The sequence below is a fragment of the Chryseobacterium carnipullorum genome (genome assembly GCF_900142785.1).
In the GTDB taxonomy this organism is placed as follows: domain Bacteria; phylum Bacteroidota; class Bacteroidia; order Flavobacteriales; family Weeksellaceae; genus Chryseobacterium; species Chryseobacterium carnipullorum.
Window position 1 is genome coordinate 250,750 of record NZ_FRCD01000002.1, and the last position, 22,541, is coordinate 273,290.

At 38.2% G+C, this 22,541-nt stretch carries 19 protein-coding genes and 4 tRNA genes; 22 read left to right on the forward strand and 1 reads right to left on the reverse strand.

All coding sequences use genetic code 11. The features are described from left to right. The first annotated feature begins 4 nt into the window (after positions 1-4). The 8 genes from BUC06_RS03280 (at position 5) to BUC06_RS03315 (ending at position 8,407) form a co-directional block, all read left to right on the forward strand. Positions 5-85: transfer RNA gene (locus tag BUC06_RS03280), tRNA-Tyr, on the forward strand. Between the two features lie 87 nt (positions 86-172). Then, positions 173-245: transfer RNA gene (locus BUC06_RS03285), tRNA-Gly, on the forward strand. Positions 246-285: 40 nt separating this feature from the next. Beyond that, a tRNA-Thr gene (locus tag BUC06_RS03290) sits at positions 286-357 on the forward strand. 98 nt (positions 358-455) lie between these two features. Further along, on the forward strand, positions 456-1,136 hold the full coding sequence (locus BUC06_RS03295) for a response regulator transcription factor (RefSeq protein WP_073329675.1): 681 nt from the start codon (positions 456-458) through the stop codon (positions 1,134-1,136). Then, complete coding sequence (locus tag BUC06_RS03300) at positions 1,137-2,501, forward strand: ATP-binding protein (protein ID WP_073329678.1); 1,365 nt, start codon at positions 1,137-1,139, stop codon at positions 2,499-2,501. Positions 2,502-2,806: 305 nt separating this feature from the next. Continuing rightward, positions 2,807-4,048, forward strand: a complete 1,242-nt coding sequence (locus tag BUC06_RS03305; protein WP_083563923.1) for a TolC family protein — start codon at positions 2,807-2,809, stop codon at positions 4,046-4,048. Between the two features lie 3 nt (positions 4,049-4,051). Next, positions 4,052-5,137, forward strand: coding sequence for an efflux RND transporter periplasmic adaptor subunit (locus BUC06_RS03310; RefSeq protein ID WP_073329681.1), 1,086 nt, complete (start codon positions 4,052-4,054; stop codon positions 5,135-5,137). Positions 5,138-5,308: 171 nt separating this feature from the next. Continuing rightward, entirely contained in the window at positions 5,309-8,407 is a 3,099-nt protein-coding gene (locus BUC06_RS03315) for an efflux RND transporter permease subunit (RefSeq protein WP_073329684.1), read from the forward strand. A gap of 84 nt (positions 8,408-8,491) precedes the next feature. Here BUC06_RS03315 and BUC06_RS03320 read toward each other — a convergent pair whose 3' ends face one another. Then, entirely contained in the window at positions 8,492-9,994 is a 1,503-nt protein-coding gene (locus tag BUC06_RS03320; RefSeq protein ID WP_073329686.1) for a DUF4394 domain-containing protein, read from the reverse strand. Between the two features lie 332 nt (positions 9,995-10,326). On the opposite strand from BUC06_RS03320, the gene tuf reads away from it, so the two are divergent. The 14 genes from tuf to BUC06_RS03390 all read left to right on the forward strand — a co-directional run bounded on the left by tuf (position 10,327) and on the right by BUC06_RS03390 (position 22,242). Next, a complete protein-coding gene (tuf, locus tag BUC06_RS03325) occupies positions 10,327-11,538 on the forward strand; it encodes an elongation factor Tu (protein WP_034749673.1) in 1,212 nt (403 codons plus the stop codon). A gap of 54 nt (positions 11,539-11,592) precedes the next feature. After that, positions 11,593-11,663, forward strand: a tRNA-Trp gene (locus BUC06_RS03330). Between the two features lie 12 nt (positions 11,664-11,675). Beyond that, entirely contained in the window at positions 11,676-11,882 is a 207-nt protein-coding gene (gene secE, locus BUC06_RS03335) for a preprotein translocase subunit SecE (RefSeq protein ID WP_034723808.1), read from the forward strand. Between the two features lie 17 nt (positions 11,883-11,899). Then, on the forward strand, positions 11,900-12,442 hold the full coding sequence (nusG, locus tag BUC06_RS03340) for a transcription termination/antitermination protein NusG (protein WP_073329689.1): 543 nt from the start codon (positions 11,900-11,902) through the stop codon (positions 12,440-12,442). Positions 12,443-12,828: 386 nt separating this feature from the next. Continuing rightward, on the forward strand, positions 12,829-13,446 hold the full coding sequence (locus BUC06_RS03345) for a hypothetical protein (RefSeq protein WP_073329692.1): 618 nt from the start codon (positions 12,829-12,831) through the stop codon (positions 13,444-13,446). Positions 13,447-13,460: 14 nt separating this feature from the next. Continuing rightward, a complete protein-coding gene (locus tag BUC06_RS03350; RefSeq protein ID WP_073329695.1) occupies positions 13,461-14,108 on the forward strand; it encodes a hypothetical protein in 648 nt (215 codons plus the stop codon). 9 nt (positions 14,109-14,117) lie between these two features. Beyond that, positions 14,118-14,810, forward strand: a complete 693-nt coding sequence (locus BUC06_RS03355; RefSeq protein WP_073329971.1) for a hypothetical protein — start codon at positions 14,118-14,120, stop codon at positions 14,808-14,810. Positions 14,811-15,352: 542 nt separating this feature from the next. Then, a complete protein-coding gene (rplK, locus tag BUC06_RS03360; protein ID WP_073329698.1) occupies positions 15,353-15,796 on the forward strand; it encodes a 50S ribosomal protein L11 in 444 nt (147 codons plus the stop codon). 11 nt (positions 15,797-15,807) lie between these two features. Continuing rightward, positions 15,808-16,500: a 50S ribosomal protein L1 gene (gene rplA / locus BUC06_RS03365; protein WP_073329701.1), complete on the forward strand. Its 693-nt coding sequence runs from the start codon at positions 15,808-15,810 to the stop codon at positions 16,498-16,500. A gap of 17 nt (positions 16,501-16,517) precedes the next feature. After that, positions 16,518-17,114 carry a 50S ribosomal protein L10 gene (gene rplJ, locus BUC06_RS03370; protein ID WP_073329704.1) on the forward strand — a complete coding sequence of 199 codons (597 nt, stop codon included), beginning with the start codon at positions 16,518-16,520 and terminating at the stop codon, positions 17,112-17,114. A gap of 46 nt (positions 17,115-17,160) precedes the next feature. After that, positions 17,161-17,526, forward strand: coding sequence for a 50S ribosomal protein L7/L12 (rplL, locus tag BUC06_RS03375; RefSeq protein WP_034749652.1), 366 nt, complete (start codon positions 17,161-17,163; stop codon positions 17,524-17,526). A 271-nt stretch (positions 17,527-17,797) separates the two neighbouring features. Then, entirely contained in the window at positions 17,798-18,298 is a 501-nt protein-coding gene (locus tag BUC06_RS03380; protein ID WP_139263272.1) for a hypothetical protein, read from the forward strand. A 133-nt stretch (positions 18,299-18,431) separates the two neighbouring features. After that, entirely contained in the window at positions 18,432-19,604 is a 1,173-nt protein-coding gene (locus BUC06_RS03385; RefSeq protein WP_139263274.1) for a hypothetical protein, read from the forward strand. A 40-nt stretch (positions 19,605-19,644) separates the two neighbouring features. Beyond that, entirely contained in the window at positions 19,645-22,242 is a 2,598-nt protein-coding gene (locus tag BUC06_RS03390) for a T9SS type A sorting domain-containing protein (protein ID WP_073329713.1), read from the forward strand. Positions 22,243-22,541: the final 299 nt, after the last annotated feature.

Here is a 22,541-nt window from a genome sequence, read left to right on the forward strand (position 1 = left end):
TTTTGGGAAGATTCCAGAGTGGCTAAATGGGACTGACTGTAACTCAGTTGCTTCGGCTTCGCAGGTTCGAATCCTGCTCTTCCCACTATTTTATATTAAAAAAAGTCTTGCAGATTTAAAAGAATTTTTCTAGATTTGCAAAGCGTTTACCAATAGTTTTGGAAACAAAATTGCGGAAGTAGCTCAGTTGGTAGAGCGTCAGCCTTCCAAGCTGAATGTCGCGAGTTCGACCCTCGTCTTCCGCTCAAAAAAATCACGCTGATTGGTGTGATTTTTTTAGTTAGTGCCGACTTAGCTCAGCGGTAGAGTGCTTCCTTGGTAAGGAAGAGGTCACGGGTTCAAGTCCCGTAGTTGGCTCTCAAATTTCCCGAATTTTCTTCGGGATTTTTTTTTGCCTTTTTCCCGTAAGTATAAATCATAAAATTTTCGTTAAATTCGTATTAAATATATTTTTGATGAATATTCTTTTATTGGAAGACGACCTTATTCTCTCAGCAGAGCTCTGCAGGTTTTTAGAGTCAAACAGCTTTACCTGTGACAAAATCTATGATGGCGAAACCTTTCTTCGTCAAATTAAAAATAATACCTATGACCTGTATCTGTTAGATATTAATGTTCCTAAAATAAACGGACTTGATGTTTGTCAGACGATCCGTTCTTTCGATAAAAATACCCCCATCATTATTATTTCGGCTTACGGAGATATTTCAGATAAAAAAGACGCATTCACGAGACTTGCCGATGACTATCTGGTAAAACCTTTTCAGTTTGAAGAACTTTTGCTGAGAATGAATTCACTGTTGAGAAGAAAATCACCGTCCGACACTGCTGATCAGGATATCATCAGGGTAGATGACCTGATTATTAATAAAACAGAACAGAAAGTCTATAGAGCAGGCAATGAAATAGCGCTTACCCTGAAAGAATTTCAACTGCTGGTTTATCTTGCCGAAGCACAGGGAAGAACCGTTTCCAAACAGCAGATCACCGAGCACGTATGGGAACATAATTTCAATACCAATACCAATACCGTAGAAGTCTACATCAATTTTTTGAGAAAGAAGATTGATAAAGATTTTAAACTTAAACTGATTCATACCCGTTCCGGTTTCGGATACTACCTAAGTACACTGTAGATGTCTTTAAAAAGAAAGATAGCATTAACGATCAGCGTAGCCTTTTCCCTACTTTTTGCAATGGTGATGGCGGTGATCTATATGTCTTTTAATGATTTTAGAAGAGATGAATTCAAAGAAAGATTTAGACAGCGTCTCGAATTTACATCTCACTTCATTTCAAAGTCTAAAGATTTTGAAGAAGAAGCCCCTGTTTTTTTTAATGAAAACTCAGATAATATCCTTCTCAATGAAACCATCCTGATTTTTAACAGTGATAAAGAATTAATCTACAGCACCATCAAAGACCGCAATGTTACCTGGGATAGTGCCCTTCTCAAAGAGCTGGATGAAAGGAAGATTATATACACTGAGAAAACGGTTCCTGAAATATACGCCGCCCTTCGGAATATCAATGGCGAAAATTATTATATCCTCACCAGCGCTTTTGATACGAACGGAAAATCAAAACTGGAATACCTTAAGTACCTTCTGATTACTGCTTATGTCATGAGTACCCTTTTGATCGGCTTTTTCAGTTACTATTTTATGGGGCAGTTTCTGCGCCCTTTAGAAGATCTGAATACTGAAATTTCAGAGGTTACAGCCCATAAGCTGACCAAGCAGATTCCGGTCCAGGAGTCTAATGATGAGATCAATGTCCTGGCTAAATCTTTTAATACGATGATCGCGAGGCTGGATGATGTTTTTCAGTCCCAGAAAGATTTCACAGCAAGTGCCTCCCATGAAATCAGAACACCTATTACAAGAATGGCGTTTCAGCTTGAAAACCTGATCAAATTCGAAGAACATTCTCCGGAAACCCTGTCTTCTTTAAAACAGATTCAGCGTGATGTGTATCAGTTGTCTGATCTCACCAATTCTCTTTTACTGCTTACCAAATTCGACAAAGAGAATATTCAGAGCATTTATGAGGAAGTAAGGATTGATGAAGTGATATTTGAAGCTTTTGAAGCGGTAGAAAAAAGTTATCCTACTCTTAAGCTCGATTTCCTGATTTCTGAAGAGACCTCAGAAAACGGACTTTTGACCATAGGAGGGATTCATTCTCTTTTGGTAATTGTCTTTATCAATCTCTTTAAAAACGCGGCCGTATATTCTGACGATACTGAAGTGGATGTTTTAATCACGGAAAACAGCGATCAGCTCATAGTAGATGTAATGTCCCATGGAAATACAATCCCGGAAGAAGAGCAGGCAAAACTGTTTGAAGCTTTTATGAGAGGAAATAATTCTCAAAATATTTCAGGGTCTGGTCTCGGTCTGAGGATTGTCAAAAGGATCCTTGAATACCATGGTGCTATGATCATCTATTCTTCCCCAGAGGAAAATCTCAATAAATTCATTGTGATTTTTACTAAATAGTATTGATTGCCTGTTTTCTTTGTCATAATTTATACTACTCGCGTAAATACCAAACTATTTTTAAAAGTAGATTTAAGAATAACAGTATGCCGTGGTTAGTAATTGCCAATTTGATGTTAATTTTTAGTTAAACTTGGGATTGAATTTAACATAAAAAATCAACACTCGGGGATAAAAAACTGAGTAATAAACAAATTGAGACTTTCGGAAATCATTGTATTCATGGGAAATTTAATTTTTTTTTAAGGGTTCTTTAAGTTCGTTTTAATCGTATAAAAGCAATTTTGTATTTTAAAAATAAAATAATGAACAAAATTGCAGGGCTGTTGATTGCCATTTCCTCATTCATGGCAGGGCAGCAACAAATGTCGCTTTCAGACTGTGAAGAGGCATTTCAAAAAAACAATCTCCAGCTGCTTGCAGAGCAGTACAATATCAATATGGCTGATGCGGATATTCTGCAGGCTAAGATTTGGGAACTCCCCCAGTTGAGCGGGCAGATCAATGCCTACAATCCTGAAGGCAAAAAAGTTTTTGATATAGGAAGCGCTAAAGGAGCTCAGATTACCCAGCTTATCTATATGGGTGGAAAAAAGAAAAATGAAATTGCTTTCTCAAAATCAAATAAAGAACTTGCCCAGCTCCAGTTTTCCCAACTTCTGGTAGATCTTAGAACTCAGCTTCATGCTGCTTACTTCAATCTCTATTATGAGAAACTGAAACTTGATAATACAAATAAGCAGCTTGGCTACATGAATGATTTGCTCAGTGCTTATCGTGTCCAGTCTGCGAAAGGAAACGTCTCTCTGAAGGATGAAGTCAGACTACAGAGTTTAGTGATTCAGCTCAACAATGACAAACTTGGAATCAATAAAAATATCCTTGACTTTGAGCAGAACCTAAAAGTACTTACCGGAATATCGGATGATATAGAACCACAGCTTTCTGATGCCGATGCCAAGGAAATCCTCGCAGCTCAACCTTTCGGAGATGAAAATGAATTAAAGAAAAAAGCACTGGAAAATAATTCCGACTATCTCTATTTCCTAAAACTAATTGACAACAGTAAGCTGTATTCCCAGTGGCAGAAATCCCTTAATGTTCCGGATCTGAATGTTGGAGCCGGATGGGACCAGAATGGCGGAACCTTTAAAAATGAGGTCAATCTTATGTTGGGAATTCCTTTGCCATTATGGAAATCCAATCAGGGGAATGTGGAAAAAGCCAATTATGCGATTCAGCAAAATCAGAAAAATGCTGAGTACCAGAAACTGAACCTTGAAACGAAAGTTCAGGCCGCCTATAAAACCTGGAAAAGTCAATACGATCAGCTTGCAGAAATTAAAACCACAGACCTTAGCAATATGGAACTGGTTTACGACGGAATGTTGAAAAATTTCAGAAAAGGGAACGTCAATCTGATAGAGTTTACAGATTTCATGGATAGTTACCGCGAAACAGCCCTCCAGATCTACGATATGAAGAACGAGATCATGCAATCTGCAGAACAACTTAATCAACTCATACAAACGAAAATCTTCTATTAAGCAATGAAAAAATATATAATCCCTGTACTGATAGCCTTGTCTTTGTTGTCATGTGCAAAAAAAGAAGAAGAAAAAGCTCCACAGGCAAAAAAAGGTTTTGAATTGAGCAATACCATGCTGAACTCCATCTCTTTAGCCAAGGCTGAGAAAAAAAACATAGAAGATCAATATAGTTTTTATGGGAAAATTTCTGCAGACAAGAACAGCTATATTGATGTATACCCATTGGTAGGCGGAAATGTTTTAAGTGTAAACGCTGAACTTGGCGATTACGTGAAAAAAGGACAGGTACTGGCCACAATAAGAAGTACCGAATTGGCAGAAGTTCAAAAAGATGTAAGTGATGCAAAGACCGATATGGTGGTTGCTCAAAATAACCTGCGTGTTGCCAAAGAAATGTACGAAGGTAAGCTGAATACGGAAAGGGAAGTCCTTGAGGCCAAAAGCGTATTGCAGAAAGCCCAGGATCAGATGCAGAGAGCCACAGCAGTAAGTACAGTTTACAATGTGAAAAAAGGAAATATATACAGTGTGGTAGCCCCCATCAGCGGATATATTGTTCAGAAAAATATTAATAAAGATATGCAGCTGAGAAGTGACAGAAGTGAGAATATTTTTGATGTAGCCAACACGACAAACGTATGGGCGATCATGAACGTCAATGAAGCTGATATCGAAAAAATAAGCCTTGGAATGAAAGCACAGGTTTCCACCCTGTCTTATCCGGATAAAATTTTTGACGGAAGAATTGATAAAATATTCAAAATCATCGATCCGGAAACTAACTCCATGCAGGCAAGAGTCGTATTGGATAATGCCAATGGTCTTTTGATTCCGGAAAGTAAAGCCACCATTAAAGTATCAAGTTCTGAAAACAGTACGGCACTTACCGTACCTTCAAAAGCAGTGATTTTTGATGATAACAGAAGTTTTGTGGTAGTTTTCAAATCCAGAACAGATATAAAAATTAAAGAAATAAAAATATTAAAGCAGGTAGGGGATATCACCTACGTCGCAGGTGGATTGTCTGAAGGTGAAGAAGTGATTACCAACAATCAGCTGCTGATCTACCGCTCTCTGAACAGTTAACAGTTGTCTGCAATGAATTCAATGTATTGGGCTTTGTCGAGTAAAATGCATTTGCAAGCTTCATTTAGATGCCTCTGTAAATCCTGTTTTTCAGTTTTGGTGTTTGGAATTTTTATGATCAAATCCAATATTTCTTTCAACGGCTTTTTTAGGTCACCAATTTAATCTATCATGAATAAATTCATTAAAAATATAATTGCTTTCTCGCTAAAAAACAAAGCATTTACCTTTATCTGGGTAGCTATTTTGGCCATTGCTGGTTTTATAAGCTTCAAAAATATGCCTATTGAAGCTTTCCCTGATGTAACCAATACCCAGATTGTTATTATAACCCAATGGAATGGACGAAGTGCAGAAGAAGTAGAACGTTTTGTCACGACGCCCATCGAATTGGCCATGAGCCCGGTCCAGAAGAAAACAAGTGTGAGAAGTACCACGATGTTTGGTCTCTCTATCGTTAAAATTCTTTTCGACGACGGGGTGGATGATACTTTTGCCCGAAATCAGGTCAATAACCAATTAAGAACCGTAAACCTTCCTGATGAGGTGGATCCGGAAGTTCAGCCACCCTACGGGCCTACCGGGGAAATTTTCAGATATACGCTGGAAAGTAAAACAAAAGATTCAAGAGAACTGCTAACCCTGCAAAACTGGGTGATAGACCGTGCATTGAGAGGCGTTCCTGGCGTAGCAGACATCAATGTTTTTGGAGGACAGGATAAAGTATTTGAGTTAAGTATTGATCCCAGAGCTTTGGATAAATATAATCTGACTCCGCTTCAGGTGTATGATGCCGTTACCAAAAGTAATTTAAATGTAGGAGGGGATGTCATTGAAAAAAACGGTCAGGCTTATGTGGTAAGAGGAATAGGTCTTGTGAAATCTGTAGCAGACATTGGAAATATCACCATACAGAATGACAGTGGAAATCCTGTACTGGTAAGATATGTGGCAGACGTTCATGAAAGTTCCATGCCCAGAGTGGGGCAGGCCGGACTCAATAAACACGAAGATACCGTAGAAGGAATCGTGGTCATGAGAAAAGGAGAAAACCCGCGCGAAGTTCTCGTTGGGGTAAAAGCCAAGATTAAAGAACTCAATGAAAAAATCCTTCCGAAAGATGTCAAAATGGTCACATTCTATGACCGAGACAACCTCATGGACTTTACGACCCACACCGTAATGCATAACCTGATTGAAGGAATCATCCTCGTTACCGTAATCGTTTTGATTTTTATGGCTGACTGGAGAACGACCTTTATTGTTTCCATTATTATTCCTTTATCATTGTTGTTTGCATTCTTATGTTTAAAACTGGCCGGGATGAGTGCGAACCTCCTTTCTTTGGGGGCAGTAGATTTCGGGATTATCATTGACGGGGCAGTCGTCATGGTGGAAGGACTCTTTGTAATGCTCGACCATAAAGCCCTTAAATACGGAACAGAAAAGTTTAATAAACTGTCAAAAGGAGGCTGGATCAAACAGACCGGAACAGGCTTAGGGAAGGCCATCTTCTTTTCAAAATTAATTATTATCACCTCGCTGATCCCTATTTTCTCTTTCCAGAAAGTAGAAGGAAAGATGTTCTCACCATTGGCATTTACATTAGGATTTGCTTTGATAGGAGCATTGATTTTTACACTGACTTTAGTTCCTGTTTTGTCCCATATTCTACTCAATAAGAATGTGAGAGAAAAAAACAATCCATTTGTTAATTTCTGGGACAGAATAGTATTAAAAGGATTCAACTATACTTTTAAACATAAAAAGACGAGTTTAATTGTGGCCATATCGTTCATGGTGATCACTTTGTTCTCAGGGAAATTCTTGGGAACGGAATTCCTGCCGCAGCTGAATGAAGGTTCACTTTGGATCACCGCAGAAATGCCCATGAGTTCATCGTTAAAAGAATCTTTAAAGACAGCAGACCTCTTAAAGAAAGACATTATGAGTTTTTCTGAGGTGACCGATGTTTTGGCTCAAACCGGAAGAAGTAATGACGGAACAGACCCGAATGGATTTGGATTCGTACAGTTTGCCGTCAATCTTAAACCCAAAGATGAATGGAAACGTAAGATCAGCTATGAAGAATTGATCGAGGAGATAGATAAAAAACTCAGAAGCTACCAGGGAATCACTTTTAATTATTCACAGCCTATTTCAGATAACGTGGCAGAAGCAGTAGCCGGGTTTAAGGCAGAGAACGGAATTAAAATTTATGGTGATAATCTGGAAACCCTGGATAAACTGGCTGATGAGGTTTTAAAACAGATTAAAGATGTAGACGGGGTAAAAGATCCGGGAATCATTAAAAATATCGGTCAGCCGGAAGTAAGCGTAGTGCTGGACAGAGATAAAATGGCTGCTTACGGTGTGATGCCGGATGATGCACAATCTGTACTGGAAATGGCTTTTGGAGGAAAAACGGCTTCAGAGATGTTCGATGGCGAAAGGAAATTTCCGATCCGTCTCCGCTATTCCCAGGAATACAGAAAAGATGAAAACGATATTGCTGCTTTGATGGTACCTACACAGGACGGCGCAAAGATTCCGCTGAAAGAGATCAGTACCATTGTAAAAGATAACGGAGCAGCATTCATTTACAGAGATGATATTAAAAGATACATCGGCGTAAAATTCTCGATCCGTGACCGTGATTTAGGAAGTACCATAGCCGATGCGCAGAAAAAAGTGGCCAATGTGGACCTTCCTGATGGGTACTCCATCGGTTGGACAGGTCAGTTTGAAAATCAGCAGAGAGCTTCACACCGATTGGCGCAAGTGGTTCCAATCAGTATTTTGGGTATTTTCTTCCTATTATTCATCCTTTTTGGAAACATGAAAGATTCATTGCTGGTATTGGCCAATGTACCTTTTGCATTGATCGGGGGAATTATTGCCCTTCATATCACCAGAATGAACTTTGGAATTTCCGCCGGAGTTGGAATGATCGCCCTGCTCGGAATCTGTATACAGAACGGAGTAATCCTCATCACAGAGTTCCACCAGAATGTCAAAAACGGATTAAGTTTGGATAATGCCATATTAAACGGAGTAAAATCCAGAACGCGTCCTGTTATTATGACTGCACTGATGGCTTCAATTGGATTAATGCCTGCAGCGCTGTCTACAGGAATCGGTTCAGAATCCCAGAAACCTTTGGCGATCGTTATCATTGGAGGTTTAATGACCGCGACTGTATTAACCCTGCTGATCTTCCCGATTATATTCTGGATCTTCAACAGAACGAAGAAGTCCCAGCAGATTTAATATTTCTTCTATCTATAACAAGTGAAGCGCGGAAAACATTGTTTTCCGCGCTTCTTGGTATTGAAATAATAACTATGAGTCTTTTTAGAATCCTAATCCTACAGCAAAAGCTTTTACAGCATTAGGGTAATCAGCAACTGATGTAGCAGCTCCGTTGGTTGTATTGATCGAATACAGCTTTGTTGAGGTTCCTACCGTAGCCATTAAATAAGCTTTCTGGCTTACGCTTCCGATATCAAAACCGTTGGCATTCGTAATATTAACCCCTAAAGAACCTGTTTCAACTAAAGTTCCATTGTTAGGCGGATTTTGCTGATACAGTTTATCCGTATTATGGTCAATCACAAATAGAGTAGTAGCGGTTGTTCCCGCAAAATTATTGGTATAAGCCGCTGCGCTGATCATGGCGCCTGCAGGATTAATAGTAGTGTCTACAGCGGTAATCCCTCCGGTTACCGGATCTAAACGAAGATTTTGTCCTGTATTACTCACGACACGTATTTTATCAACAACCGGATTAAAATCAAATCCAAAATCTGTTCCTGCAAGTAAAGTAGCAAATGGTGAACTTCCTACTGCTGTTGCAGCCCCTGTTCCTAAATTAATCGTGTAAATTCTGCTTGAACTTCCCAATGCATACAATTGCCCGTTTAAAGGACGGAAATCTATTCCTAAAATATTTTCTCCGGTTTGTAATCCCGCCACTGCTTTAGAAACAGGCACCGGACTGTTCGGATTAAATATCTGAAGGTTATTTGAATTGTCAATAGCATAGGCTACTGCTTCAGTCGGAATTGCAAGATCAATAACAGCCTGTTGAAGAGATCCTATAAAAGTTGTTTTACCGCTGCTTAAATCTAAAACGTGCAGCTTATCACTTAAAGCAACCAATGCCGTACTGTTATCATATTTAATATCAAAAGCAGCCTGTCCTGAGAATGTTGCTCCAAGACTTCCTACCTCTACCAAAGTTCCGTTATTGGGAGGATCTTGTTTAAAAAGTTTTCCTGAAACAGGATCAATATCATATAAAACAGTAGATGAAGCTCCAGCTTTACTGTTGGTGTACGCTACTCCGGTAATGCTCGGTGTTCCTGTGCCTGTTATATTGGTATCAGTAGCTGCAACGGCACCTGTTTCAGGATGCAGTCTTAAATTTTGCCCTGAATTACTTACCAAACGGATTCTGTCCACCGTTGGATTAAAATCAATAGAAGCTATCGTTCCGGAAACGGCAGGAGTGAAAGCGGTAGAACTTACAACTCTTGCTGAGGCAGAAGATGTATTGATGATGTATAATTTACTGGCATTGGATAAAGCATACAGTTCACCTGTAGCAGGTCTGAAATCGATACTCATTAATTTTTCACCTGAAGGAATTCCGGTCACTGCTGTTTTCGCAGCAAATGTTTTGGGATTATTGGCATTAAAAGAAACAAGTTCGTTCATTGAAGTAAGGCCGTAAGCCATAAGATCAGGACCGGTGACAATGGGGTCCGGGGTCATCATTGGATCATCAGAATCATTGCACGAAAAAAAAGTGGTTACGGTCATCAGGACCAGAAAGAAATGTAATAGTGTTCTCATAATATTATTTTTAATGGTTTATATCATCTACGAGAAAACACATAAGACGGTTTTTATACCCTTAATTTTAATGATAAAAAAAATATTTTAGGGTTCTATCCTGTTAGTAATTAATCATATAGTTTACAAAATCAAATAAAAACGTTAGACATGATTTTTTTCAATCCGGAAATTTGTGTAAATTTGCAGTCTCAATACATTGAAATATAAGGTTTGTGCTTCTTTGATTTGAATATTGAAATTTTTTTCATGAAAAAGGTTTTGGTATTTAAAAAATCATTATATTTGCACACCGAAAAATTGAAAAATAATAAAATAAATAATTTTAAATCATGGCAAAGGAAACGTTTAATCGTAACAAACCACACTTGAACATTGGTACTATTGGTCACGTTGACCATGGTAAAACTACTCTTACAGCTGCAATTTCTGCTGTATTAGCTAGCAAAGGTCTTGCTGAGAAAAAAGACTTCTCTGCAATTGACTCTGCTCCAGAAGAAAAAGAAAGAGGTATTACTATCAATACTGCTCACATTGAATACGAAACTGAAAAAAGACACTATGCTCACGTTGACTGTCCAGGTCACGCGGATTATGTAAAGAACATGGTAACTGGTGCTGCTCAAATGGACGGAGCTATCGTAGTATGTGCTGCAACTGACGGTCCTATGCCTCAGACTAGAGAACATATCCTACTTTGCCGTCAGGTAAACGTACCAAGAATCGTTGTTTTCATGAACAAAGTTGACATGGTAGATGATGCTGAGTTATTAGAGCTTGTTGAAATGGAGCTTAGAGACTTACTATCTACTTACGATTTTGACGGAGACAACTCTCCAGTAATTCAAGGTTCTGCATTAGGTGCTCTTACAGCTGCTACTGCTGCTACTCCTGATACTGAAGATAAATGGTTCAAGTCTGTTGAGGAATTAATGGATGCAGTTGATAACTGGATCGAGCAACCACCAAGAGATACTGACAAGCCATTCTTGATGCCAATCGAAGACGTATTCTCTATTACAGGTAGAGGTACTGTTGCAACGGGTAGAATCGAAGCTGGTATTATCAATACAGGTGATCCTGTTGATATCATCGGTATGGGTGAAGAAAAATTAACTTCTACGATTACAGGAGTTGAGATGTTCAGAAAAATCCTTGACAGAGGTGAAGCTGGAGATAACGTAGGTCTATTGTTGAGAGGTATTGAAAAAACTGACATCAAGAGAGGTATGGTAATCGCTAAGAAAGATTCTGTTAAGCCACACAAAAAATTCAAAGCTTCTGTTTATATCCTTTCTAAGGAAGAAGGTGGACGTCACACTCCATTCCACAACAAGTACCGTCCTCAGTTCTACGTAAGAACTACTGACGTTACAGGTGAGATCTTCTTACCAGAAGGTGTAGAAATGGTAATGCCTGGTGATAACTTAGAGATCACTGTAGAATTGTTACAGCCAATCGCTCTTAACGTAGGTCTTAGATTTGCGATCAGAGAAGGAGGTAGAACAGTTGGTTCAGGTCAGGTAACTGAAATCTTAGACTAATCATCTTAAAATAAATAAAGCTTCCGGAAGGAAACTCTCGGAAGCTTTTTATCTACGGGCATCGTCCAATGGTAGGATACCGGTCTCCAAAACCGTTGATCAGGGTTCGAATCCTTGTGCCCGTGCAAATATTAATTATGAGTTCATTTGTTGATTTTTTAAAAGGTTCTTATAACGAATTCAGACATAAAGTTGAATGGCCAAAGTGGTCTGATCTTCAGTCTTCCACTATTGTAGTAACTATAGCTACAGTGATTTTGGCATTGTTTACCTTTGGAGTTGATGAATTGTTTTCAAAAGCAATCAGCAACATAATTGGAATGCTAATTAACGTGTTCAACTAAAAAAGTATTTTCCCATAATGAGCGAATTGAAATGGTATGTGCTGAAAGCAATCAGCGGACAGGAAAATAAAGTGAAAAACTATATTGAGACAGAAATCAAACGTCTAGGGTTTGAGCAGTACGTGACTCAGGTGGTTATTCCTATGGAAAAGGTTATTCAGATAAGAAACGGTAAAAAAGTTCCTAAAGAGAAACCTTACTATCCTGGATACTTAATGATCGAAGCTGATCTGATGGGTGAAATTCCTCACGCAATTAAGAACATTCCGGGAGTAATATCTTTCCTGAGTTTAACCAAAGGAGGAGATCCTGTTCCAATGAGAAAGTCTGAAGTAAACAGAATGTTGGGAAGAATGGATGAGTTATCAGAATTCGCAACTGACGTTGAGATTCCGTACATTGTAGGTGAAAACGTTAAAGTAATTGACGGACCTTTCAACGGATTCAACGGAACTGTTGAGAAGATTCTTGAAGACAAAAAGAAAATCGAAGTTTCTGTATTGATCTTCGGTAGAAAAACTCCAATGGAGCTTAGCTATATGCAAGTAGAAAAAGTATAATTGATACTTTTGAAATAATATATAAAGACCGCTTTTTAAAGCGGTCTTTTTTTGGTACCTGTAGTCATAGTTTCAAATTTTTTTAATGGGAGACTTCAGAGAATTAATTTATTGTGAGGTTCCTAAAAAAGGGACTTTATTTTAACTTAGTTTTCACCTATTTGTGATAATTTGTTCGTTTTTTGTGAAAATAAAGAATTATTTTTTGATTTATTTTCATATGGCATGTTTCTTGTAAACAAGTAAGCAATTAATCCTTAAAGCTTTATCCTATTTAATTTATTTAACGCATAGCAGATGTAGAGAAACATCATTGGCTATACAGAATTAGAAAGGTAAACAATGAACTAAGGAATTAGTAAATACAAACACAATACATAAGTCCAATGACTAAAATTATTTCGATGGTGCTTCTCGCAAGCGCTGTATCTTTGAACGCACAGGTGGGTATCAATACCTCCAAGCCTGAAAAAGACCTCTCAGTAAACGGAACAATGAAAACATCAGGAATGATTTTCAAAAGTCCGTTAGAAAAGTTAGGCGCAGATGAAAATTATACATTCGTTATCAAATCTCCGGCACCGGAAAATAAAATTACGGCCTACAATGATTCTTTTGTACCTAATTCACCGGCACCCATTAATCTGATTCAGTTTAAAATTACCTGTGATCCTTCAGATAAGGACTGGGTCAATCAGTTTGATACCAAAATCAACTCCAACAAATTTCTTGTGGTAATTTCCTCATTCGGATTTACACAGCCTGTAAGAACCTATTCTGCCGACTGGCTTACACCTGTTCCACAGATTTTTGCCTATTCATCCGGTGGAACATGGAAGCTGAAAGCCGACTACCAGGGATTTGCTCCGGATAATTCCTTTCCTACAGGAGAATGGACGCTCAACCTGCTGGTTTTTGACAAAGCTTATGCAAAAGAAATGAACAATACTCAGGATCTGGGAGCTTCCACTACGGGTGCAGCTGCTGCTCCATTAATTCAATAAAAAAGATTGACATCATGAAAAAAATCACCACATTATTCCTTGTGGCGGGTGCTTTATGTGCTGCAAACGCACAGGTGGGTATTAATACTGCTAATCCTCAGGGAACTTTAGATGTAGCGGGAGAAACATTGGTTGAATCTTACCTTGTAGATACCGTCAATTCACCCGCAACAGGAAATTATTTTCTTCTCACCCGCTCAAAAGATACTTCACCTGTCGGAAAAATCAAGATGCTGGATATTTCACTCCGTAATGTAGCCCCTGTGAATACCTATAATATTATTCTTAGAAATGTAAGCCAGGATGAAGTCGTTAATCTCAATACTGGCCTGGAAACCAGTAAATATGTAGTGGCCATTACGGGTGCTGTTTTTACAAGCGCTGTTTCAGCGGTAAATACTTCAACCACACCCAAATCCTTCGGAGCTTATTCTACGGAAGTAACTCAGGTGACGAACGGAGGGAAAAAGTATCACGCTATTAATTTAAGCTTTAAAGGAGTTGGTACGGTGTCTTCAGTGAACGGTACCTGGACTCTTACCCTTAATGTATTTGAAAAATCACTGGTGAAAGAATGGGGAACCTTTACCGGGTCTGTATCCGCTTCAGCTTCGCCGGTTTATTCAGGAGTTTCAACCAATACGCCTTTAGGGCTTCAATAAATGATGATCATGGAAAAAAGAATTTGCATTATAATGATACTATTTCTGGGAATGTTGGTAAACGCCCAGTCTGGAAGAGTTGGAATCAAAACCACTGATCCCAAAGAGACATTGGATGTTAACGGAAATACATACACCAATTCACTATATCTTAGAAATCCCGGAGAACCTACGATGACCGGAGGAAGTTTTTTGGCTACTTCTGAAAATTCGCTCCAGCTGTATGATCCTAAACTGGAAAGCAGCGGACTGTTCAATTATCTTAAGCTTTCTCTTACGGGAATATCCGGTGCGGGAATTACAGATTATGATACTAAAATAGATGCGGATAAGTTCTTGGTCGTAGTTCATAATTATTCATTTAAAATGAATGATGGTACTACCAATGTAGCTCTTGATTACGGCGATAACGGAACCAATGACAACAGACAGGGATCTCCTGATGTAACAGCATTTAAAAGTAAAGGGACTTGGCACATCAGAGCTAGGTTTACGGACAGTAAGCTTATTGCCCTTACATCTGCTAACCCTGGAAGAACCTATAATAATTTTACAATAGACCTCTATCTGATGGCCTATAAAAGACTTATCACTAAACAGAATATCGGCGATATTAATTCTGATCTCGGAGGTACGAATGGTTCAGCGAGTACGATCAACAAGCCGTCTGGTTTTAGCAGGAGAAATGAATTGCTTATATAAAAGAAGTTGTCTGGAGGCAGCTTCTTTTATATTTTCTTGAGTTATTTTTTGAATGAGAAATTTTCTGAAAAGTCGGTTATCTTTAAAGTGTGGGTCTCTTTTGGTGAATCATGAATGGGTAATTATTTCCTTGAGTATTTCTTTACAAAGAGCTTTCTCTTTATGGAGACAATTTCAATTTCTAAAATGTACTTCTCTCCGGAAATCTGATTTACACAAATGCCCTATATGAAGTAACAAAGCTGATAGCTGATAGCTGTCTTATTTTATGATGAACTTATTTGTAACCAGGAGAATAGAGGTTAGCCGTAAAAAATAGATTTCAAAATAAGAATGTAAACTTTGTCGATTTCCGTTTCCGGCAGACACAAATAAAAAAATATTGATAATTCTTTCTAAAAATCAACACATTCCATTGGCTAATTCAAAAATATTTCATAATTTTGCAGTCCGAAAAGTAGATTTACTGTATGTGAGTCGGTGATCTGCTGAATAAATAATGCTTCCAAACTCATTAATTATTCAAACTAAAAAAAAATAAAATGGCTAAGAAAGTCTTTAAAATGGTAAAGCTTCAGGTGAAAGGTGGCGCAGCTAACCCTTCTCCACCGGTAGGTCCAGCATTGGGTTCTGCAGGTGTGAACATCATGGAGTTTTGTAAGCAATTTAACGGAAGAACCCAAGATAAGCCAGGGCAAGTTTTACCTGTAGTAATTACAGTATACGAAGACAAATCTTTTGAATTCGTTATTAAAACTCCACCTGCAGCGATCCAGTTGATGGATGCGGCTAAAATCAAAGGAGGTTCCGGTGAACCAAACAGAAATAAAGTAGGGGCTGTATCTTGGGATCAGGTTAAAAAGATCGCTGAAGATAAAATGGCAGACCTTAACTGTTTTACAATAGACTCTGCTCTTTCTATGGTAGCTGGTACTGCTAGATCTATGGGATTAAAAGTAACAGGAACTAAACCAACTAACGCTTAAAACTTACTGAAATGGCAAAATTAACTAAAAAGCAAAAAGAAGCTTTAAGCAAAGTAGAAAAAGGTAGAATCTATAACCTTGAAGAAGGTGCAGCTCTTGTAAAAGAAGTAAACACTACAAAGTTTGATGCTTCTGTAGATATCGCTGTAAGATTGGGTGTAGATCCAAGAAAAGCAAACCAAATGGTAAGAGGTGTAGTATCTCTTCCTCACGGAACTGGTAAAGACGTTAAAGTTTTAGCGCTTGTTACACCAGATAAAGAAGCTGAAGCTAAAGAAGCTGGAGCTGATTATGTAGGTCTTGACGAATATTTACAAAAAATAAAAGAAGGTTGGACAGATGTTGACGTTATCGTTACTATGCCAGCTGTTATGGGTAAATTAGGTCCATTAGGTAGAGTATTAGGACCAAGAGGTCTAATGCCTAACCCTAAATCAGGAACTGTAACCATGGAAATTGGTAAAGCAGTAACTGAAGTGAAAGCAGGTAAAATTGATTTCAAAGTAGATAAATACGGGATCATCCACGCAGGTATTGGTAAAGTATCTTTCGATGCTGATAAAATCAAAGAAAATGCTCAGGAATTAATCTCGACATTGATCAAAATGAAACCAACTGCTGCTAAAGGTACTTATGTGAAGAGCATTTATTTGTCTTCTACAATGAGCCCAGGTATTGCAATTGATAGTAAATCTGTTAACTAATAATAATCCTTAAGACAATGACAAAAGACCAAAAAGTTGTAGCAATACAAGAGATCAAAGACTTGCTTCAGGATGCGAAAGTAGTTTACGTAGCAGATCTAGACGGTTTGAACGCTGCTAAATCTTCTGATTTCAGAAGACAGGCTTTCAAACAGAATATCAAAGTGAAAGTGGTAAAAAATACACTTTTACAAAAAGCAATGGAGCAAATGGAAGGAGTAGATTACTCTGAAATGTTTGAAACGTTCAAAGGAAATTCAGCATTGATGATTTCTGATACGGCAAACGCTCCTGCAAAATTAATTCAAGGGTTCAGAAAGAAAGAAGATAAGCCAGCTTTAAAGTCTGCTTACCTTCAGGAAACTTTCTACGTTGGAGACGAAAACTTATCTGCACTTGCTAACATCAAGTCTAGAGAAGAAATGATCGGAGAAATCATCGGATTACTTCAATCTCCAATTCAAAGAGTTGTTTCTGCTCTTCAAAACAAACCTGAAACAGTAGAAGCTAAAGCTGAAGAAGCTGCTGCACCTGCTGCGGAAGAAACTCCTGCTGAGGCGGCTCCAGAAGCTCCTGCTGCAGAAAGCACGGAAGAAACTCCAAGTGCTGAATAATTACTCTCAAAAAATTAAATAAATAATCAACAAAAACATTACAACAATGTCAGATTTAAAAAATTTAGCTGAAACGCTAGTAAACCTTACTGTAAAAGACGTAAACGAATTAGCTACTATCCTTAAGGATGAGTACGGAATTGAGCCAGCTGCTGCTGCTGTAGTAGTTGCTGCAGGTGGTGGAGAAGCTGCTGAAGAAAAGACTGAATTCGACGTAATTCTTAAGTCTGCAGGTGCATCTAAATTAGCTATCGTTAAATTGGTAAAAGATTTAACTGGTGCTGGTCTTAAAGAAGCTAAAGATATCGTAGACGGAGCTCCTGCTGCTATCAAACAAGGAATCTCCAAAGACGAAGCTGAAGCTCTTAAGAAGCAATTAGAAGAAGCTGGTGCTGAAGTAGAATTGAAATAATTCAATTTACTATAAAATAGGAAGCCCGGACAGTAATGTCCGGGCTTTTTTTGTGGGGATTCAATTATTAAAACTGAAATATTCGCTAATCGTATTCAAATATGCATGATGGATGTAATTTCATATTTGATTATAATTGTGAAATAATTAATAATCGGTACAATTTAATATTTATTATTTATAGAATAGCTTATTTTTATTAATTATTTTGCATTAGAATATTGTAATGTTTGAAAAATAACTATATTTGTATCGAAAAAAAACGCACAATTTGAAACAAAGTTACTTTATTTTCTACGGCTCTGCTGTAGCATATTGTATCAGTATGCTGGCTGCATTGCAGGTTGGGAATCTCAGCATTATATCTTCAGTGGTACAGAAGTCCACTGTTCAAAAATACCGTACGGATATCATAAATAGTTTCGAATACATCACAGCGAACTCTTCAGAAAACCCGCAATATGATCGACCTGGTACTAATCATTTTTTACCAGAAACAAGCACTAGTAGGGAATGGAACAAAGAAGTGTTCCGTTTAAAAAATAACTATTATTCTGGAACTGATTACAGTACATTCAATTACTTCGCTCTAATTCATTCTTCTCATAGCAGAATTCTCTCTTTTATTACATCAGATCAACTCCATATCAACCCTCCATCTATAGAAACAAGGACTGGTAAATACCAGAAATCCAATGTCCATTTGTCTGTAGATTCTAAAAGTACGAAAGGATTTAGCGACATCATTAAGTTTCCTGACAAATTATCTTAGGCAGACTCTCTAATAGGTATCCAATCCATTCGCTTTAACGAAAAACAACAATGTTCTCCTCTTTATGCGGGTGAAAGGATCTCTGTACTTATTAATAAAAAATAAACACACAAAAAAACAAAATTCACTAAAAATGAAAAACAGATTATTTACGATCGCAGCCATGGCTCTCTCTTTTGGGGCATACGCACAAGTAGGAATTAATACTAATCAGCCCCAGGCAAGCCTTGATGTGGTAGGTTTTCCTTTAAACACAAATAAATTGGATGGCATTATTGCACCCAGGATTTCAGTAAGTCAGTTGACTGCTAAAACCTATACTACTGCTCAAACCGGAGCTTTGGTTTACGTAACGGCTATCGATGCTGCTCCTGCTGTTCAGACGGTTAATGTTACTGCTTCCGGTTACTATTATTTTGACGGATCACTATGGCAGAAGCAGACAGGAACGGAATGGCAGGTTAAAGGAAATGCCGTTGGCGAAATTTCTACATCAGCAGAAACTTTAGGAGTTGCTCCGATTTCAGCTAATTATCTGGGACCTAAAGGATCTGCAGATCTTGTTATGATCAGTGCGAATAAAGTTCATGCAGTTCTTGATGCTGCAGGAGGACTCTCAGGCGGTGGTGAAAATGCTTCCAGCCTCTCATGGGGAAGTACGAATACGGTCAATAACACTTCAAATAATATAGCCCTTGGAAGAGGAAATACAGCGACGGCTTCAGCGGCTAATTTTCCCGGAATAGCGATAGGCTCAGGAAATACCGCTACAGCGGGGGGGAAAGTGTTTGGTACAGGAAATTCGGCAATATCATCCAACAATTTTGCTTTTGGAGGTTTTAATAGAACCGGAAACTCTGTAGCCGTTGCAGTAGGTTACTCAAATGATGCTTCAAATGGTGGCTTCGCATTCGGGGCCAACAATAATGTGACCTTAAATAATTTTGCTCTTGGAAGCAATAATACGGTAAGTGGGACAGGTTCTGTTGCCATTGGAATTAACGGTACCTCAGTGGCTGCCCAATCAACCTACGCCAATACTTCTCACGTATTTTCAGGACAAGGGAATGCAGGAACAGTGATTACGGATGTTGGGATCAATGTCACGCCTAGCTCAACCAATTATGCGGATCTTGAAATAAGTAAGGCTCTTCAGATAAAGGCTTCTGCTGCAAGACCAGCTTGTGATTCAAGTAATGCAGGATCAATACTTTATGAAGTGACTACTACATTGGGAGTAACCAGCGGTACTTTTATCGGTTGCAGACAGACTGGTAATGCTGTGTACGGATGGCAAAATCTATAATCAATAAACACAAACCTTAACAAAAAAAATAAAACAAAAAATGACAAAAAAATTATTCGAAAAATGGGCGTCAGTATTTCTGGTGTTGATCATCTCAGCATCAGCATTCGCACAAAAAGGCTATGAACCTATCCGTGGAATGGGGGTGGAAGCCAAACCTGTTAACAACTCAGGGATCTGTCTGGCTTGTTATAGCGGAAGCATGAATCCGGTGGTGGATGCGAATCTTGATAACAGCGTAAGCATGGGTAATTTTGCTTCCCTGTTGAGTGGAAATGGTATTTCAGTAAAAAATACAAATACCACTTATCCGGCAGGATATATCACGGGATTTAATGTAGACCTTGGAACAAGTTTTATTACAGTAGATCTGTTAAGTTCATTACGAATCAGTACCTACAAAAATGGTGTGCTTCAGGAAACCACGACAAGCAGTACATTATTGTCTGTACCGGCATTTGGAGGGAGTAAAAACAGAATTTTCCTGCATTTAAAAACAACAAAAGAATTTAATGAAGTAAGACTCTATCAGACCAACGTACTGTCTTTGTTCAGTGCAATGAATGTATATTATGCATTCGCGTTTGATCCAGCCAAAGTTCCTGTTGACCAGAATAATATCTGTGATGATATTATTGCTGGAAGTGGGGTAGACGGTAATGTATCCGGAAGCAGCAGTTTTATTGCTCCGCTTTCTTTTGTTCAGAATAGAGAAAGAATCGGAGATGGTGATAAAAATTCCTACGGGTCTATTGTATTGCCTGCAGGTCTTCTTGGATCTTATTCAGTGGGGGTTTTAGATAAAAATCAGGTATATCCTGCAGGAAACAAAGCAGGTTTTGTCATCTCTCCTGATGATGAAGGAAAACTTATAAGTGCAGAATTCCTGAAAAATATCACAGTAGAAACTTATTTATATGGCCAGCTGCAGGATTCCAGAACGTTATTAGATGGAGGAGGATTGATCAATATCAAAGTATTAGGTTTTGGTTCAGGAAAACAGAAGGTTACCCTTACCTCTTCCAAGCCTTTTAACGAAGTACGTTTAAAAGTGACGCAGACTTTAGGGATTAATTTAGGATCTTTAAAAGTGTATTATGCATTTGAGGAGCCTGCATCTTGTGACTGTAACGATAAAATTCAGACAAGTGGTTCTGCGATTGCCGGTAATCTGGTAACGGGAACCAACTGGACTTCCGGTCCTGGATTTCTTGGTCTTATTTTGGCGAAAATGACCAACCCTTCTGCTATTGTGGATACCAATACTTCTAATTATGCTACAGCAACGATTCCTGCAGCGTCATTTCTGAGTATTTTCTCTTCCTATGCAACGGTGGATACCAATACTATGCTTCCAGCCAATACATACGCCGGATTTACATTGGAAAAAGCGGCCAATTTGATCGGGGTAAGTGTTCTTGAAAATATTAGGGTGACTCTTTATAACAATAATACTCAAACAGATGTTTTCACAAGTACAGGAAGCCTGATTAGTGGAAACTTCTTCACAACAGATTCAAACAAATTTTATGTCGGAGGTAAGGCGACAAAACCTTTTAACCGTATTAAAATAACTTTCTACAGCGGTACAGGAATTCGTATTCCTCAGAATTATTACATCTATAATGCATTTGCCAGCAGAGATGATGATAATGATGGGATTCCAAACTGTTTTGACCAATGTTCAAACGGTAATGACAGTATCGATATGAATGGAAACGGTATTCCTGATTGTGCAGAAGGATGTACAGCAGTGAATGATAAATCCCCTTCATTAGATACTGATGCAGATGGTATTAAAGATGCTTGTGATCTTGATTCTGATAACGATGGAATTCCGGATGCTCTTGAAGATCTTGATCAGAACGGGAAATTTGAAGATGATGATACAGAAGGAGTTTTTGGTCCTGTACAGGTATTGGGAGACGGGATTTCCAGCTACCTGGATTTAGATTCTGATAATGATGGTATTTTAGATTTATTTGAATCGGGTATTCCTGCATCTGTAATCAGTCAGATTGATACAGACCGTAACGGTATTATAGATAGTAATGTTGCCGTAGGAAATAATGGTATTGCCGATATCCTGGAAACTTCTCCGGATTCAGGAATATTGAAATATCCTCTTAAAAATACAGATGGTGATGATAAACCTGATTTTATTGATTTAAATTCAAATGGAGCTGATTATGATCTTTATGCTATTGGTAAAGATAATCTAGATGACTTCGGGGCAGGATTTATTTCCAGAATTAATGATCTTGATAAAGATGGTATTCAGGCGGTAGTAGATACAGACCTTGTCAGAAGAGGAGCACCGAATTCTCCACTATCCCCTTATATCTCTCTGTTGAAAATCGGTCAGGCATCAGCAAAAGCAATTACTGATTCTGATATTACTGAAAAGGCTAATGATATCAAAGTATATCCTAATCCTGTAAAATCAGGTGAAAACCTTAATGTGAAGTCTGAAGAAACCGGTATTTACAGTGTGTTCTCTGCTCAGGGGCAGCTGATCAGATCTGACAAATTCTCAGGCAATACTGAAATCAGTACAGCTTCACTGCCGGCAGGTGTTTACATTGTGAAAATAGAAACCAGAACAACCGTAAAATCTTATAAGATTGTTGTAAAATAATTTCTCAGATACGATAAAAGCAATGGCCGCCCTTAAAAGCGGCCATTTTTATATTTAATTCGTTTAACGATCTCAAAATGAGAGGTTTTATTTGTGTATATGCAGAAATTTTTGTAATTTTGTCCCTCTTTTGGCGCGAATAATTGTACATAAACCTGTAAAATATTGTAAATCAGCTCTTTCATGCAAATAGTGAAAGGGGTTTCGTGTGTATAGGTATAGCGGCTATTCTGCCTCAAAAGTTAATAAGAATATTTTGCATTACGCTGTGAAAAGATATACCAGCGTTGCAGTTAGGA